This window comes from Bradyrhizobium sp. 35, assembly GCF_023073215.1.
GTDB lineage: Bacteria > Pseudomonadota > Alphaproteobacteria > Rhizobiales > Xanthobacteraceae > Bradyrhizobium > Bradyrhizobium canariense_D.
Map to the genome: position 1 here is coordinate 1 of NZ_JADPJC010000017.1, position 15,586 is coordinate 15,586.

At 64.2% G+C, this 15,586-nt stretch carries 16 protein-coding genes and 1 pseudogene; 6 read left to right on the forward strand and 11 right to left on the reverse strand.

Features of this window, described 5'->3' with window-relative positions:
- Positions 1-210 precede the first annotated feature (210 nt).
- Entirely contained in the window at positions 211-1,674 is a 1,464-nt protein-coding gene (locus IVB36_RS02325) for an adenylate/guanylate cyclase domain-containing protein (RefSeq protein ID WP_085353537.1), read from the reverse strand.
- Positions 1,675-2,032: 358 nt separating this feature from the next.
- On the opposite strand from IVB36_RS02325, the gene IVB36_RS02330 reads away from it, so the two are divergent.
- Positions 2,033-2,497, forward strand: a complete 465-nt coding sequence (locus tag IVB36_RS02330) for a GrpB family protein (protein WP_204511068.1) — start codon at positions 2,033-2,035, stop codon at positions 2,495-2,497.
- Positions 2,498-2,675: 178 nt separating this feature from the next.
- Here IVB36_RS02330 and IVB36_RS02335 read toward each other — a convergent pair whose 3' ends face one another.
- From IVB36_RS02335 to IVB36_RS02345, 3 genes are all read right to left on the reverse strand, one after another.
- A complete protein-coding gene (locus IVB36_RS02335) occupies positions 2,676-2,870 on the reverse strand; it encodes a hypothetical protein (RefSeq protein ID WP_018454499.1) in 195 nt (64 codons plus the stop codon).
- Between the two features lie 123 nt (positions 2,871-2,993).
- The gene (locus tag IVB36_RS02340; RefSeq protein ID WP_204511069.1) at positions 2,994-3,152 is read right to left on the reverse strand and encodes a hypothetical protein; all 159 of its coding nucleotides are present in this window, start codon (positions 3,150-3,152) and stop codon (positions 2,994-2,996) included.
- A 156-nt stretch (positions 3,153-3,308) separates the two neighbouring features.
- Positions 3,309-3,533, reverse strand: coding sequence for a hypothetical protein (locus IVB36_RS02345; protein ID WP_247390456.1), 225 nt, complete (start codon positions 3,531-3,533; stop codon positions 3,309-3,311).
- Positions 3,534-3,866: 333 nt separating this feature from the next.
- Between IVB36_RS02345 and IVB36_RS02350 the strand changes: the two genes are divergently transcribed.
- Positions 3,867-4,790, forward strand: a complete 924-nt coding sequence (locus IVB36_RS02350; protein WP_247390458.1) for an arginase family protein — start codon at positions 3,867-3,869, stop codon at positions 4,788-4,790.
- On the opposite strand, the gene IVB36_RS02355 is transcribed toward IVB36_RS02350, so the two are convergent.
- The 3 genes from IVB36_RS02355 to IVB36_RS02365 form a co-directional block, all read right to left on the reverse strand.
- The gene (locus IVB36_RS02355) at positions 4,787-7,039 is read right to left on the reverse strand and encodes a CHASE3 domain-containing protein (protein ID WP_085353533.1); all 2,253 of its coding nucleotides are present in this window, start codon (positions 7,037-7,039) and stop codon (positions 4,787-4,789) included. The genes IVB36_RS02350 and IVB36_RS02355 overlap by 4 nt on opposite strands.
- The gene (locus tag IVB36_RS02360; protein WP_247390462.1) at positions 7,036-7,458 is read right to left on the reverse strand and encodes a response regulator; all 423 of its coding nucleotides are present in this window, start codon (positions 7,456-7,458) and stop codon (positions 7,036-7,038) included. The genes IVB36_RS02355 and IVB36_RS02360 overlap by 4 nt, the downstream gene beginning before the upstream one ends.
- Positions 7,459-7,698: 240 nt before the next feature.
- On the reverse strand, positions 7,699-8,400 hold the full coding sequence (locus tag IVB36_RS02365) for a BA14K family protein (protein ID WP_247390464.1): 702 nt from the start codon (positions 8,398-8,400) through the stop codon (positions 7,699-7,701).
- A gap of 246 nt (positions 8,401-8,646) precedes the next feature.
- Here IVB36_RS02365 and IVB36_RS02370 point away from each other — a divergent pair, with 246 nt between their 5' ends.
- A complete protein-coding gene (locus IVB36_RS02370; protein WP_026232746.1) occupies positions 8,647-9,054 on the forward strand; it encodes an NADH:ubiquinone oxidoreductase subunit NDUFA12 in 408 nt (135 codons plus the stop codon).
- A gap of 420 nt (positions 9,055-9,474) precedes the next feature.
- Here the strand turns inward: IVB36_RS02370 and IVB36_RS02375 are convergent, their stop codons facing one another.
- Positions 9,475-10,161, reverse strand: coding sequence for a DJ-1/PfpI family protein (locus IVB36_RS02375; protein ID WP_018454493.1), 687 nt, complete (start codon positions 10,159-10,161; stop codon positions 9,475-9,477).
- A 91-nt stretch (positions 10,162-10,252) separates the two neighbouring features.
- Between IVB36_RS02375 and IVB36_RS02380 the strand changes: the two genes are divergently transcribed.
- Together IVB36_RS02380 and IVB36_RS02385 are read left to right on the forward strand one after the other, a co-directional pair.
- A complete protein-coding gene (locus tag IVB36_RS02380; RefSeq protein ID WP_247390467.1) occupies positions 10,253-11,194 on the forward strand; it encodes a GlxA family transcriptional regulator in 942 nt (313 codons plus the stop codon).
- A 182-nt stretch (positions 11,195-11,376) separates the two neighbouring features.
- Entirely contained in the window at positions 11,377-11,553 is a 177-nt protein-coding gene (locus tag IVB36_RS02385) for a hypothetical protein (RefSeq protein WP_018454491.1), read from the forward strand.
- 80 nt (positions 11,554-11,633) lie between these two features.
- On the opposite strand, the gene IVB36_RS02390 is transcribed toward IVB36_RS02385, so the two are convergent.
- Together IVB36_RS02390 and IVB36_RS02395 are read right to left on the reverse strand one after the other, a co-directional pair.
- On the reverse strand, positions 11,634-12,650 hold the full coding sequence (locus IVB36_RS02390) for a Na+-dependent transporter (protein WP_247390470.1): 1,017 nt from the start codon (positions 12,648-12,650) through the stop codon (positions 11,634-11,636).
- 13 nt (positions 12,651-12,663) lie between these two features.
- Positions 12,664-13,611, reverse strand: a complete 948-nt coding sequence (locus IVB36_RS02395) for an alpha/beta hydrolase (protein WP_247390472.1) — start codon at positions 13,609-13,611, stop codon at positions 12,664-12,666.
- A 204-nt stretch (positions 13,612-13,815) separates the two neighbouring features.
- Here IVB36_RS02395 and IVB36_RS40260 point away from each other — a divergent pair.
- Positions 13,816-14,864, forward strand: a pseudogene (locus IVB36_RS40260) (DUF2155 domain-containing protein).
- 7 nt (positions 14,865-14,871) lie between these two features.
- Here IVB36_RS40260 and aat read toward each other — a convergent pair.
- Positions 14,872-15,552, reverse strand: coding sequence for a leucyl/phenylalanyl-tRNA--protein transferase (gene aat, locus IVB36_RS02410; protein ID WP_026232743.1), 681 nt, complete (start codon positions 15,550-15,552; stop codon positions 14,872-14,874).
- Between the last annotated feature and the right edge of the window lie 34 nt (positions 15,553-15,586).

Here is a 15,586-nt window from a genome sequence, read left to right on the forward strand (position 1 = left end):
CCCACCATGCGCGGTTTCCTCCCTTGGAGGCTTTCGGACGCCGGCCGCCCGAATGTGCCGCGCCGTCAATCATGCGGCCGGCATCCGAAACCCTTCACACGAACAGACTCCTTTGCTCTTGCCGTGTCCAAGAAAAGCCGCCTCGCGGCGGCCAGATGTCGGAAATACATTTCGATCACTACGCTAGTGCGGACTGCCGCAGAGCCTAGGCTACAATCGGCCGGTGACCCGGTAGACTCGCGCCTCGCCTTCGACGCCGCGCAGCGGCGCCTCGAACTCCTCGACATGGTGGCCCGCCAGCAGCTGGCGAACAGCGGGCGCGGTGTAGAGTGCTTCAGTGAGACAGATTTCGCCGGCGTCGGCGAATGATTGCACCCGCGCGGCAATATTCACGGTCTGGCCGAAATAGTCGAGATTCTCGTTGAGGGTCACGGCGATGGAAGGACCGCAATGTGCCCCCATTTTGAGAACGACGGCGGGCTGGCCGTGCTTGGAGTTGAACTCTCCGATGTCCCGCAGAATGTGCAGCGCTGCCTCCACGGCATCCACCGGCCGGAAAAACGCAGCCATGACGGCGTCGCCGATGGTCTTCACGATGGCACCGGCATGCCGATGGGCAATTGCGTCGAGGAGAGCGAAATGTTCGCGGACGAGAGCATAGGCATTAAGATCCCCGAGGCGCTCGTAGAGCGCGGTCGAACCCTTCAGGTCCGTGAACAGGAACGTCACCTGCCGAACGCCGAGGCCCTCCTCCTCATCTACGCGCTCTGAGCGGAAGAGCTTGCGGAACGTCTGACGCGTCAGCAGCATCCCGCCCGAGACGTAGGGATCGAATTCGAGGGTCGGCTTCTCTGGCATTTCCAAGATTTCAGGTGGCCAGTTGATCAGGAGCAGCGAACCGCGCTTAGGGCCGGTGTTGCTGATCTCGAAGATCACAGGCCCCGACGGCACGGCCGAAACGGCGGGCGTGAACCGCTGCCCGTCATAGGTGGCACGAACGATCGTCGGAGTATTCGGCATCTGCACGGCAGTGGGATCGAGCGCGACCGGGAGCGTAAAGCCCGCCTGGGTCTGGACGTTGACGCCTGAGACCGCGCCCGGCCCAATATCGGTCTGCAGCGTCGTTGTCAGACCGGACGGCAGATAAGTCATTCCGCGAACGAAACCGCGCAAGACATCGACAAATCGAGTCTGTCCGCCGGGCAGCCGTCCGCTGTTGGCGAACTTGAGCTTCCAGTGCAGATCTTCGATCGAGAGATTGTCGACGTCATACAAGGCGAGGTGCCGAATTTGCGGCGAGACGGAGAAGGACACTTCGATGAAGTCGTCGAGTTCGGTGTGACCCTCGATATCGCAAAGCCCGCAGACGAAATGGCTCCGGAGCGCACGGAGCCTCCCGAAGCTTTCCAGCACCAGACCCGAGTGGGGGCAGAGAATGTCCCAATGCATGTCGACCAGCCCGGCGCGAGCGGCATGGAGAAACAGATCGATCGACTCCGGCTCAGCCACACTGCGATCACGGGCGAACGCCAGCGGATTGGCGCGGTACAGGCTGACCTCGTCACCACTGCGAATCAGCGTTTCGAACTTGGAGATTACGCGCGGGCTCCAAGTGCGGGCCTGCTCGATCTGCGTCATCTTGCTTTCGAGAAGACGCTCGTCAATGGATGTCATCGATCAGCTCCTGACGATGGCAATCTATCAGCTTCGCCCGGTCCTCGCGAGCCATCCGATGCCGCACGGCCTATTGCACTGCAAGGATTTTCAATCCACCCATGTCGCTTATGGGTCAAAGTGCGAAGAACTCAACCTGAGCAAATCTACTCCGCCATGCCTCGCTGGATGGACCTCAATATGGTGCGCCCACGACGTCGCTGAAGCCCCAAAAGCTGACCCGTATATCGGGAGATGCCGCGCATTGCAGTGAGTCCGATCACATGCAGAAACGGTGGTCTGCTCCAACAGGGCCGTTTGAGAAGGGTAGCTTCCAGCGAGGGGACAGAATGGAGAAGTATGGAGGGGCGCCATCGAGGTGCGTGACTATGACCCCGACTGGCCGGTTCGTTTCCAGCAGGAGTGCCGTCGCTTGCGATTTGTGGTCGGTCCGGCGCTCAAGATCGAACACATGGGCAGTACGTCTGTGTCCGGCCTCTCGGCCAAACCGATTATGGACATCTTGGTCGGCCTCCCGAACTTGTTGCGCGCGAAGTCCACGTTTGTGAGGCCATTCGCGCAACTCGGATACACCTACATCCCCGAGTACGAAGCATGGTTACCTGGTGAACTGTTTTTTCGGAAGAGGATGCCTGGACCCTGGACACACCATCTTCACATCATGGAGCAATGCAATCCACGCTGGAGAGATTTCCTGCTGTTTCGCGACTACTTGCGCTTACACCCGGAAATCGCTGCCGCGTACGGAAGCCAAAAGAAATCGCTCGCGGATGAATTTGGCAAGAACATCGAGGGCTTTCGCAAAACAAAACATCGGTTGTGAGGGAGATAACCGACAAGGCGCTATCAGCATTCGGGAAGTATTGTTTGCGCTGCCACAGCGACGGGATATGCCGTGCGGCGCTGCTAAGATGTCCGCTTCGGGTCCACAAGCGGGAATGCCAACGAGCAGCTCCTTGCTCGAGCCTCACAGCGCAAGGCACGGGTGGAGTTCTCTCCCTTCAGGCGCTTGGCAGGGACCGAGTAAGGAGCTGCCGGCGAGCCTTCTTCAGATCGGTCGCCAGTTTTATTTTCTCTCTCAAAACGAGGATTTCGGAATATTCCTTTTGGATCTCTGGGCGGGTGCGAAGTGCTTCAAGCTGCTGGGCGGTCAGTTTCAGTATCGCGGCAATATGCGTACTCTGGATGTGGTGCATGGCAATCGAATCCGCTGTTGGAAAAAAACGGAACGGCACGATACAGCGAACTGCGGTGCGGCGTCGCTGGAAATAAACAGCCAGCCTTACTGTCGTTTTTTTTGCAGCGCGTCACTGCCCTCATCAGGTGGGGGGCTGCCGTCTGCTCATAATGAATTTCTTGACCGCATGAATCGTGCGAGCAAGCTGTCGCGGCCGGCGACTACGCGGCGGCGTGACTAACACAACGAAGAGCAGGTTCAGCAGCAGCCAGCAGCCGACCGCGATGAAAATGTACTTCATAACTCCTCAAGGGTGCCCTCGGAAGAGCACTGCAAGAAGAGCGGCAGCAACAATCGCGAGCCAGATCATCGAAACAACGAAGCTGGCGAAATGCCAATCTACGTCGCGGCGCCTGGTCTGCATTGTGTCTCCTTCCGGAGGCCGTGTGTCGTCGTCTCAGCGGCCTCTATCGTCCTTGCCGTTGGGGCTGCCGTCTCCGCCGCCGTTGCCCCAGCCATTGTTGCCGTGGTGATGGTCGTCGTGGACCGCGCCTGCGCCCGACTTCGCGATCGCATCCGATGTAAGGGATGTCGACAGGAGTAGGGTGATGGCTGGAGGTGTCACCGCCGCGAACTTTCCGCAGGTTCTTAAGAACTCGCGACGGTCGTCCTGATCTGGCATGCGTTTCTCCGTCCAGAGATAAGCCCAAATTAAATCACAATAACTGAATTAAATCAATTTAATTTCGTTCCAGAAGAAAGCGGCCCGCCCACTCGTCCACTCCCTCAGGGGAAGCTCGACGCGCTGGAGTCCGCTGTGGTCACAAGCCGCCGACCACGCCGAAGGTGGGAGCTTCCGCTTTGCCTTGGTAAGCCGACGTTTATGAGGTCACGTCCTCCGCGAGAGCGGCTTCGACCGCCCGGCTCGGCGGCAGGCCAAGAGCAGGTCAGGAACTCGCGGAGGCGTTGCGGATTGGCTCTGTCGGCCGGACTGAGTGCCTCCAGCGAGACGGCTATGGCGAGCGACCGCAACACATTCCTCGGCGTCGCGGCGTGCGACCTTGCCCTGCCTCTTGGCGAAGCCGACGTCGTCATCTTCGGAGCTGCCGACGCCACGCCGCATGTGAAGGGCAGGACCAGCCATGCCGCGAATGGCCCAGCGGCCATTCGCAATGCTTTGCGCGTTTATCAGACCGACCTTGCCAGGTGGGATTTCGACCAAGACGGAATCCTGCTCGACCCGGAGCAAATCCGGGTCGTCGATGGCGGCGATCTTGCCACGTCACCCGAGGCCCCCGAGCAAAACCGGAATGCAATCAGGTCCGCCACCAGGAAGATCCTGAAGTCCGGCGCGGTACCCATGCTGCTCGGCGGAGATGATTCTGTCCCCATACCGTTCTTCGAGGCGTTCGAAGACATGGGCAAGCTGACGATCCTGCAGATCGACGCGCATCTGGATTGGAAGGACCAGCGCGACGGCTCAGCACATACGTTTTCCAGCACGATGCGGCGCGCCAGCGAGTTGCCTTGGGTCGAACGCATTGTGCAGGTCGGTTTACGGGGTATCGGCGGCTCGGGCCTGCAGGAGCTCAGTTGCGCGCGGAATTGGGGCTCCAGGATTATTACGGCACGAGAGCTCAAAAGCCGGGGCGTTCAAGCCGTCCTGAGTGCAATCGAGGACAGCGCGAATTGCCTGATCACGATCGACTGCGACGGCCTGGATCCGTCCGTCATTCCCGGCGTGCTCCTGCCGCAACCTGGCGGCTTGTCCTATTTCGACGTCATAGACCTGATCGCGGGCGTCGCCTCGAAGGCCAGAATTGTCGGTCTTGATCTGGTCGAATTGGTGCCGGAGCGTGATCTGCAGAATATTGGGGCGATCTGCGCAGCGCGGATCATCTGCAACGCCATTGGACATATCGCCAAGCAGAAACGCTAGCCGGTGGGCATGTGTCCGAGCGCCTTGCGGATCATCGCGGCGAGCTGGTTGCGGCGGTAGGGTTTTGTCAGCAGCATGACGCCGTCGTCGAGCTTGCCGTGGTGGACGATGGCGTTGTCGGTATAGCCGGAAGTGTAGAGCACCTTCACGCCGGGGCGGATCGTCGCAACCTTGTCGGCGAGGTCGCGTCCGCTCATGCCGCCGGGGATGACGACGTCGGTGAACAGTAGATCGAACGGCTGGCCGGCCCGGATCAACTCCAGCGCGGCCTTGCCGTCGGGCGCGGCGACGGTCTGGTAGCCGAGGCTCTGGAGCTGCACGGTGACGAAGTTGCGCACCAGCGGATCATCCTCGACCACAAAAATGGTCTCGGCGCCACCCTCGGCCGGCGGTGCGGCAGAGGTGACTGGCTCGGTCATGCCTTCGCCCGGCGGCAGATAGAGCTTGATCGTGGTGCCGTGGCCTTCCTCGCTGTAGATCTTGATGTGGCCGCCGGATTGCTTGACGAAGCCGTAGACCATGGAAAGGCCGAGGCCGCTTCCCTTGCCGACCTCCTTGGTGGTGAAGAACGGCTCGAACGCCTGCTGTTGCACCTCGGCCGGCATGCCGGTGCCGGTGTCGCTGACGGCGAGCATCACGTAAGGGCCGGGCCGCACGTCGGGATTGCTTTGCGCATAGGCCTGGTCGAGCACGACGCGGTGGGCCTCGAGCAGCAGCTTGCCGCCGTTCGGCATGGCGTCGCGGGCGTTGATGGCCATGTTGAGCAGGGCATTGGTGAGGCGGGACGGATCGATGTGCGCGGTCATCTGACCCTGTTCGAGCACGGTCTCGATCTCGATCTGCTCGCCGAGGGTGGGGCGCAGGAGTTTCGCGATGTCCGCGACCGCGGCGTTGATCTCGACGTTGCGCGGCTGCAGCGGCTGCCTGCGCGCGAAGGCGAGCAGATGCTGGATCAGCTCGGCGCAGCGTTCGGCGGCCTCGTCGATCAGGCGCGCCACGCGCTGGAGCTCGGGCTGCTGCTTCAGGCTTGCCACCAGCGTCTCGGTATTGCCGGAGATCACGGTCAGCATGTTGTTGAAGTCGTGCGCGACGCCGCCGGTGAGCTTGCCGATGGCATCCAGCTTCTGCGACTGGTACAACTGCCGCTCGGTCTCGCGCGAGGTGGTCGCGTCGTGATAGACCAGCACCGCGCCGGAGACGTTGCCTTTCCCGTCCAGCATCGGCCGGCCGCTGATCATGAGATGACGGGGAGCATTGCCGCTGTGCGGGCGGACGATCATCTCCATGTTCTCGAACGGCTCGCCGCGCAGCACGCGTGCCGACGGCAGCTCGTCGGGCTTGAGCGGGGTGAGGCCGTCGCCGTGAAGCACGGTGGACATCGCGCGCAGATTGCGCAGGTTCATGCCGGTCCGGTGCAGCAGCATGCGCTCGGCGGCGGGATTGGACAGAAGGACATTGCCCTCGGCATCGATGACCAGCACCGCCTCCGCCATGCTGTGAAAGGTGCTCTGGAGCACGTTGACCGAGAGGCGCAGCTCGTCATGCGCGGTGACCAGATGCTCGGTGCGCTCGGCCACGGCGGCCTCGAGCTGCTGCTTGGCGGCCGTGGTCTCCATTAGCGTGCTCTTGAGTGCGCCCTCGCTGCGCCGGCTCTCGCGCATCATCATCACGACCAGCAGCAGGATCACCAGTGCGCCGGCGACGTCGATGCCGAGCAGCACGATGCCGGTGCGGCGCGAATCCTGGGAGCGCGCCGCAAGCAATCGTTCTTCCTCTGCGCTCAAATGATCGAAATTGCCCATCACCGTGTCCATGAGGCCACGGCCCTCGCCCTTGCCCTGGACTGCGGCAATGCCGGCCTGATCGTTTCCGGCGCGCAGGCGCATTACTTCGGCGGCGATCTCGATCCGGCGCAGCGCCAGCGGCTCGGTGCCCTCGAGCAGCGCGACATGTTCGGGAGTGTCGCGCACGCTGCGCTTGAGATCGGCGAGTGCCGGTGCGATCCGGGCGTGCACCGCCTGGAATTCTTCGCTGAAGCTCGGGTTGCGATAGATCTCGTAGCCACGTGCGGCGCTCTCGGCACTGCGCATAAGCACGCGCAGGTCGGAGATCTTCTTCAGCACCTCGACGGTGTGATTGACCCAGGCCGCATCGGACCGTGACTTGACGTCGAGGCCGATCGAGGCCGCGGTGATGATCAGGAGGATGGCAAGTCCAGCACCGAGAATGACGCGCTGCGTTGGGATCAAGGGACTTCTTTCTTGTCCTTCGGCTGCGAGCCATCGCCCGGCACGGCGATGCATTCCCGGATCGTGGTCAGCAGCGCGTCCGGCGTGAACGGCTTGCGCAGGCAGCGGGTCGCGCCAAGCTCCAGCGCCATCCGGAGGAAGTCGGGAGAGGGCGAGGCGGATGATGCGAAGGCGTAGCCGGACATCGCGATTAGCGGAACCGCCGGCGCGCGCTCGTGAAAGATGCGAATGGACTCGAAGCCGCGCATATGCGGCATGAAGATGTCAACCAGCATCACGTCGAAATTCTGTGTTTCGAGCGCAGCCAAACCCGTTTCTCCGCCATCAGTCAACGTGACGTCGAAGCCCTGACGTTGGAGGAGGACCTCGATGGTCGCGCCGACCATCGGATCGTCATCAACCACGAGAATGCGCGGCATGACACTTCCCAGTCATCGAAGTCCCCACAGCCAAGTTGATACAGGTGAATCGCGCGTCGGGTCAATTTGGGATTGGATGAGGGTAGATATGCACGGTGCGGTGAATAAAGGTCCGCTCGCATCGATTGTACGCGACACTTGCCGATGACGAATACGAGGCGAGCGAAACAGGTGAGGCGCCTGAATGAAAAAGGCGCCGCATCGCTGCGACGCCTTCTTCTTCAAGTGTTTCAGGTCGTGTTACGGGCAGGGATGACGCTGGCCGTCATAGCCCAGATAGGTGCCGGACGCCGGATCGTAGGACTTGTAGCGCTGCGCGCAGTAGGCCGCGGAGTCGCCGCCGCCATCGGGGACCACGGCCACTGTCGGTTCATCATAGTAGCTGTCGCCGTAATAGTAGGGGTCGTCGTAATACCCGCCGCCGTAATAGGCGTACGAGCCGAGGCCGCCGATCGCAGCGCCGGCCGCGAACCCGGGCCAAAAGCCGCCGCCGTGACGATGATGCCAGTGACGACCACTCCAATTGCCGCTACCACCCTGCCAGTTGCCCGCAGTCGCGACGCTGCGTGTACCGCTGTAGGACGGCGAGAAGGCCTGTCGGCTCACCGTGCCGGCTGCGAAGCTGCCACCGCCCGGACGTACTGCTGCGCCGGCCGCGAAATTGCCGCCGCCGCCGCCGATCCGCGCGCCGCCGAAGTTGCCGCCGAAGTTGCCGCCGCCCATGCGGGCGCCGCCGCCACCGAAATGTGCCCCGCCGCCGCCGCCGCCACCGAAGCGTGCTCCGCCGCCGCCGCCACCGAAGTGTGCTCCGCCGCCGCCGCCACCAAAGTGTGCTCCGCCGCCGCCGACCGCTGCGGCCCGACTTTGGGCAAAGCTCGGCGTCGCCAACGGGATAACCAATGCCACTGCCGCAGCCGTGCTCAAGACTTTCAGACTTTTCATGATCAAAACTCCTTTTCCCGGAAGCAAACCCCATGAAAGGGCCGGAGTTCCTGGGATCACGGGGGTTTGCGTGCGACGAAAAGTTCTCATGGCGACGCTGTATCCGGCATGAACGGATCGCGTCCGATTTGCGGCAGCGTTCCGTGCCGGGGACCGCATCTGCAGCGGGGCATTGCCGCCCGCGCCGAACTGGACATTTCGCCGTCCGGATGGCATCAGGACCCGACGAAGCAGGGCCCTTGCCGCATGAAACAGTTCTTCCTCAAGTTTTTCACCTGGTGGAATGGCCAGACGTTTGGCACCCAACTCTGGACCAAGCGCTACGGCGAGCTGGTCGGCCAGGACGAGCAGGGCAACCTCTATTATCGCACCCGCGGCGGGGCGATCGACCCGGTGCTCGGCTTCGAGCGCCGCTGGGTGGTCTATAACGGCTACGCCGAGGCCAGCCGTATCCCGCCGTCCTGGCACGGCTGGATGCATCACACCGTCGACGTGCCGCCGACGCAGGACAACTACCAGCCGCGCGAATGGGAAAAGCCGCACCAGCCCAATCTCACCGGCACGGCCAACGCCTACCGTCCCGCGGGCTCGACGCTCGCCAGCGGCAAGCGGCCGAAGGCGACCGGCGACTATCAGCCCTGGACGCCGAGCTAGCCTTCCGATTCCCGTCTCAACCCTTGTCGTGGGGGTGGATGCACCCGCATCCGCCTCGCTTTGCTGTGGACAACGGGAACAGCGGGGATGAGTCCTGCGCGGGGTTGCAGCCACGCGGGCGATGCGGCTCAATGGTCGCATCTTACGGAGATGGGAGACCATCGCGTTCGGTTCGGGCAACAGTTCGCGACTGTCCCGAAATGCAGCGGCCGCCGACCAGGACTCGATCGGGAGATAGGCCCCCGGTCTGGAAGTTCCGAAATCGCCCGATGAAATGTGCAGCCGCCGTAAGACAGGAAAGGCCGCTTGGGAAACCGGGCGGCCTTTTTCTTTGGTAGACGGGCGTCTGGATTTCGCGTGCCCCGGACGCTGCGCAGCACCGCTACGCGCTGCAGCGCGTCCGGGACACGAGAGTGGAGACTAGGTCATCCGCTCGGCCGCACGCTTCACCGCTTCGAGGCGGCGAGCCTGGTTCGCTGCGCCGCGCTCCCTGAGTAATGCCAGCACCTCCGCCGGCGCGGTATCCGGCGAGCCTGCATTGAACGGCGGGGCCGGATTGTATTCGAGCTGAAGCTGGATCGCCTCCGCGGTGGTGCGATCGACCATGATCGACACCAGGGTCAGCGCGAAATCGATTCCCGCGGTGACGCCGCCGCCGGTGATGCGGTTGCGGTCGACGCAGACGCGCGTCTTGGTCGGCGTCGCGCCGAACTGAGCGAGCATCTCCATCGCGCTCCAATGCGTGGCGGCGCGATAGCCCTTCAAGAGGCCGGCGGCGCCGAGCGCCAGCGATCCCGTGCAGACCGAGGTGACGTATTTGGCACCCTCGGCCTGCCGGCGCAGGAAACCGAGCACCTCCTCGTCATTGAGCAGATCGTTGGTGCCGCCGCCGCCGGGCACGCAGATCACGTCGAGCTGCGGGCAGTCAGCGAATGTCGTGGTCGGCGTCAGCGTCAGCACGGAATCGCTCGGCACGGGCTCGATCCGTTTCCAGATTAAATGCAGTTTTGCGCCGGGCACGGAGGAGAACACCTGCAAGGGGCCCGTGAAATCGAGCTGGGTGACGCGCGGAAACACCAAGAGACCGATCTGGAGCGGGGACGACATGAGAGCCTCCAATTATGAGCTTGACGGAAGCAGCCTCTCATGATGCCCTTCCGTCCAAAATGGCGTATTTCCCTCGCTTTCGGACATGACCATGATCGGCATCCTGATCTTCCCGGACTTCCAGTTGCTCGATGCGGCCGGCCCGATCTCCGTGTTCGAGATCGCGGCGCGCTGCACGGGCAAGACGACGACCGGGATCCGCGTGCTGGCGGTGAACGCGGGGCCGGTGCGCAGTTCGTCCGGCGTGGAGATGATGGCGCGCAACTTCAAATCGGCCAATGCGATCACGACGCTGGTCGTGGCGGGAGGCGCGGGCGTAACGGATGCCGCGCGCTGCGAGGTCACGCGCGCCTTCGTGCAGCGGCTGGCGCGGCGCGGCGTGCGGGTCGCGAGCGTCTGCTCGGGCGCCTATGTGCTGGCCGAGGCAGGCCTGCTCGACGGCCGCCGCGCCACCACCCATTGGGGACGCACGCGGGATTTCGTCGCGCGCTATCCCAAGGTGAAGTTCGAGCCGGACCAGATTTTCACGCGCGACGACAATGTGTGGACGTCGGCAGGCATCACGGCGGGCATCGACCTTGCGCTCGCGATGGTGACCGAGGACCACGGCGAGCAGATCGCGCAGGACACTGCGCGGCAGCTCGTGCTCTATCATCGCCGCAGTGGCGGCCAGTCGCAGTTCTCGTCACTTCTGGAATTGAAGACGCCGAACGGCCGCTTCGGTGCGCTGCTGTCCTGGGCGCGCGAGAACCTCGACGCTCGCTTGACTGTCGAAGATCTCGCCGACCGTGCCGGCATGAGCGCGCGGCATTTTGCCCGCGCCTTTGCCGCCGAGACCGGCACGACGCCCTCGAAGGCCATCGAGCGCTTGCGCATCGAGGTCGCGCGCGAGCGCGTGCAGTCCTCGCGCGAGGCGATCGAACTCGTCGCGGAGACAACCGGTTTCCGCGATCCCGAGCGCATGCGGCGCGCCTTCATCCGCGCCTTCGGCCAGCCGCCGCAAGCGCTGCGGCGCGCGGCAAGGGCCGGGTAGGGAGAATTGATCGAGTTGGAGAGCCCGCTTGAGCAGGTGAGCACACTTGGATATTTGAGCAGACTTGCATATTGCGCGGCATTTCCCCTTTTGGAGCCGGAACGGACCTCGTCAAGCGAATGCACCCGTTGTAGACGATGTGTACAACACGTACCGTCGCCGATCCGATGCAAGGAACCCCAATGACCGATCGAGAAAAGATTCTGATTGCCCTTCGCGAAAAACCTCTGAAGACCTTCGAAGTCATGAAGCGCGTGAACATCAAGAATCAGGACGACTGCCAATCGCTCCTGTTGAAGATGCGTGACGAAGGCGCCGTGAAGTTTGATATTCACAAGGGACATTGGCGCGCTGCGTGAGGGACATTCGCCTGGTCACCAGCGGCCTCGCGATGGCAGAGCGGACATGACTTGCGTGTTGGCAAGGCTTGCGGATTGGTTCAGCCCGATGCGGCCTTGCCGCCGGTCGCCGCAGCGCCCGAGGCCTGCGCGCGCGCCGTCAAGCGCCGCGCGATCGGCATCAGCATGTAGGGCGCCAGGTGAATGGGAAACTGCGTCATCGCGAAATAGAGCCAGGTGGTGGGCGGCAGCGCGCCGGCAGTCGCGGCGAGCATCAGGCCCAGATTGCGCTGTGACACCATCAGCCCGAGCGCCAGCGCGCGCTCATAGCCGATGCGGCGGAACAGCAGCGTGGTGACGGCGAGCAGCGTGAAATAGATCGCGAAGGCGAGAGCTGCGAAGCCGATGGTGGAGACCGGCCGGGCGACGAGATCGCTCGCGACGTCGCCCATGATTGCGGTCGCGAAGACCAGCAGGATGACGATGTTGAAGCCGTCGATCGGCTGCCTGTGGCGCTGGATCGCGGCCGCGCCGAAGATCTGTCGGATCACGGTGGCGGCCAGCAGCGATGCGGCGAGGATGCCGAGCAGCTTCAAGCCCAGCGCAGGCGGCGAGATGCTGAGCATGCCGTCGAGGAACAGGCTTGCGAACAGCGATGCCGTGAACGGTACCAGCGCCGTCGCGCTCACCAGCGTGACCAGCACCAGCGTGGCGTCGAGGCCCATCAGCGCCGCCAGCGCCGGTGCGGCCATCATCGGCGAGGCCATGCTCTGCAGCATCAACGCCAGGGCAAGGTCGGGCGCGCGCGCCGTGAGCCCGGTGACATGGACGATCAGCCCGATGATCACAGGCACGCCGATCATGGTCCAGACGGTCGCGGTCGCGACCAGCGCCGGCCGGCGCAGATGGCCGGTGAGCGCGGCGAGATCGACCCGCATGAAGGAGATGCAAAGCAGAACGAAGATCGCCTCAGTGACGTAGGGGCGCAACAACGCCCCGAGCGGCGGTACCGCGAGCGCGATGAACACGACGGCGGCCACCGCGCGGGTGCCCTGGCCGCCAAGCCATGTCAGCCCGCGCAGGGGGAGGGCGAATATGTTTTGAAGAACGGGCGGCATCGGGAACGGCGTTTCAGGCCAATCCTTTCAGCCACGCGCCGATCTCGCTCACGGCGACATTGGCCTCTCGCAGCAATTTTCCCATCGTGATGAAGCCGTGGAACTGGCCGGGATAGTGCTTGTAGGCCACGGGCACGCCGGCCCGCTTCAGCCGCTCGGCATATTCGCCGCCTTCGTCGCGCAGGGGATCGGCACCGGCGGTCAGCACATAGGCCGGCGGCAGGCCGGCCAGGTTTGTCGCCCGTGCCGGCGAGGCGCGCCAGTCGTGGATATCGGCGGCGCCGTTGAGATAATGGTCGCGGAACCAGCGGATCACCGAATGCGTCAGCAGCACGCTCGTCTCGGGTTCGCGGTGAGAGCCGTGCGTCATGGCGAAATCGGTCGCCGGGTAGATCAGCAACTGGCCCGCGATGGCCGGACCATTGCCGTCGCGCGCAGCGAGCGCGACCACTGCGGCAAGATTGCCGCCGGCGCTGTCGCCACCGATCGAAAGCCGGGAGGCGTCGATGCCGAGCTCGCGCGCGTTGGCGGCAACCCATTTGGTCGCGGCGATCGCGTCATTGATAGCGGCGGGAAATTTGTGCTCGGGCGCGAGGCGGTAATCCACGGAGATCACGATCAGCGCGCCGGCGCCGGCGAGCTGGCGGCAGACGACGTCATGGGAGTCGAGATCGCCGATCACCCAGCCGCCGCCGTGGAAGAACACCAGCGCCGGGGACAAGCCATCATACCGGCGCGGCTCTTTCGGAACATAGAGGCGCGCGGGAATGGCGCCGTGCGGTGCCGGGATCGACAGCGGCGTGACGCGCGCGAGGTCAGGTGGCTCGGGATTGGTCGCAAAGCGCGCCTGCGCGTAATAGGCCCGCGCTTCCGGTGCGGTCAGGGTCTCGTAGGCGGGCCGGCCGGCCTCCTGGAAGGCCTTGTAGACGGCGGCGGCATCGGGATCGAGCACAACGGGCATGGGGAGCGACCTCTGGGTTTCCAGTTATTCATTGGAGTTCTTTTCGGGGGCGGCGCCGCCTCGGCCGCCGGGAAGGGTGCTCGACTATTCCATCCGGGGGCCGATCTGGCCAGACCGGGCCGGGAAGGGCAGGGATGCCGCCCTTCCCCCGCCGTATTCGCCGTGTTAACCGGATGGCCTGCGAGCGGCGGTATCCCCTGTAGAATGTCCTCCAGCAAGCCCGATTCGCTGTTGAAGCCGCGCGAGATATGTTTCGAACATTTACCCTGACAGGTCTTGCGGCGCTTCTGGCCGCCACCGCACTGACGGCTGCGACGCCGGCGCAGGCGCAGATCGGCACAATCTTCTCCGATCCGCCGCCGCTGCGGCCGCCCGGCACCATTCCGCGTGGCCAGCCCCAGCCGCAGCCGCAGATCCCCGATGACGACGAAGAGGTGCCGGAGCTGCCGCCGCAGGGCCGTGTGCTGCCGTCGCGTCCGATGGCGCCACCGCCGGGCCGGCAGGGCAATGTGATGCCAGGGCCGGTCGAGACCCAACCTCTGGCGCCGCCGCCCGGTTCTAGCGCTGCTCCGCCAAACCAGCCGCCGCCCGTCGCGGTCGCTCCGCCCAATCCGCAAGGCGCCCCGGGTGCGCCCGGTCAGCGCCAGCCACAGCAGAAGGGCGGACCGGGCGGCGCTGTCCCGCAGACGCCGGCGAGCCTTCAGCCGGGCGACGAAGTCGTCACCGAGCCGCCGGCCCAGAAGATCGTGAACAAGAAAGCGACCTTCTCCGGCCTCGACAAGATCACCGGGCGCATCATCAATTTCGACGAGGAGATCGGCGAGACCGTGCAGTTCGGGGCGCTGCGCGTCAAAACCGACGCCTGCTACACGCGGCCGGCGACCGAGGCCGCCAACACCGACGCCTTCGTCGAGGTCGACGAGATCACCTTGCAGGGTGAGGTGAAGCGCATCTTCTCGGGCTGGATGTACGCGGCAAGTCCGGGCCTGCACGGCGTCGAGCACCCGATCTACGATATCTGGCTCACCGACTGCAAAGAGCCGCAGCAAACGATTGCGACCGCGGCACCGGATCCCGGCACCAAGCCGGCACCGCCGCCGCCCGCGCAGAAGAAGGCCGCGCCCAAGCAGGTGCAGCAGCGTCCGCCGCAGCCGTTACCGCCGATCCAGCAGCAGCAGCCGGCACCGCCGCCACCACCTCCGCCGCCCGAGCAGCGGCCGGGTCTGTTCGGTTTCCCCGGATTTGGCCGGTAATTGCTGATTATTGCCGCGCAGCGATGATCTCGAGCGCGCGCGCGCCCGGGATCGCTTCGCCGGCCGAGAGCCTCAGGAAATCGCCAGGCTCGCCCGCGAGCGCCTTGTCGAGCAGCGCGGTGTAGCGCCGCCGCGAAATCTCGGCCGCGCCAAAACTCTTCAGGTGTTCGGTGACATATTGGGTGTCGAGCAGCTCGAACCCGCCATGGATGAGCCGCGCGACCAGATGCACTAATGCGACCTTGGAGGCATCGCGTGCGGTGTGGAACATGCTTTCGCCGAAAAAAGCCCGGCCCAGGCTGACGCCGTAAAGGCCGCCGACGAGGTCCTCGCCCTGCCAAGCCTCGACGCTGTGGCAATGGCCGAGCTCGTACAGCCCGCCATAGAGGTCGCGGATGCGCTTGTTGATCCAGGTGTCCTCGCGCCCGGCTTGGGGTGCGGCGCAGCCGGCGATCGTGGCCTTGAAGGCGGTATTAACGGTGACGCGGAATGAATCCGAACGCACGGTGCGCGCGAGCCGCGAGGCCACGCGAAATCCGTCGAGCGGGATGACCCCGCGCAACTCCGGCTCGACCCAGAACAGGGTCGGATCATCGGCGCTTTCAGCCATCGGAAAGATGCCGCAGGCATAGGCGCGCAGCAGCACGGCTGGCGTGATTTCAGACGGGGCAGAGTCGCGCGAAGTCATGGCGCGCCATAATAGCAGGATCGCAAGGCGGTTG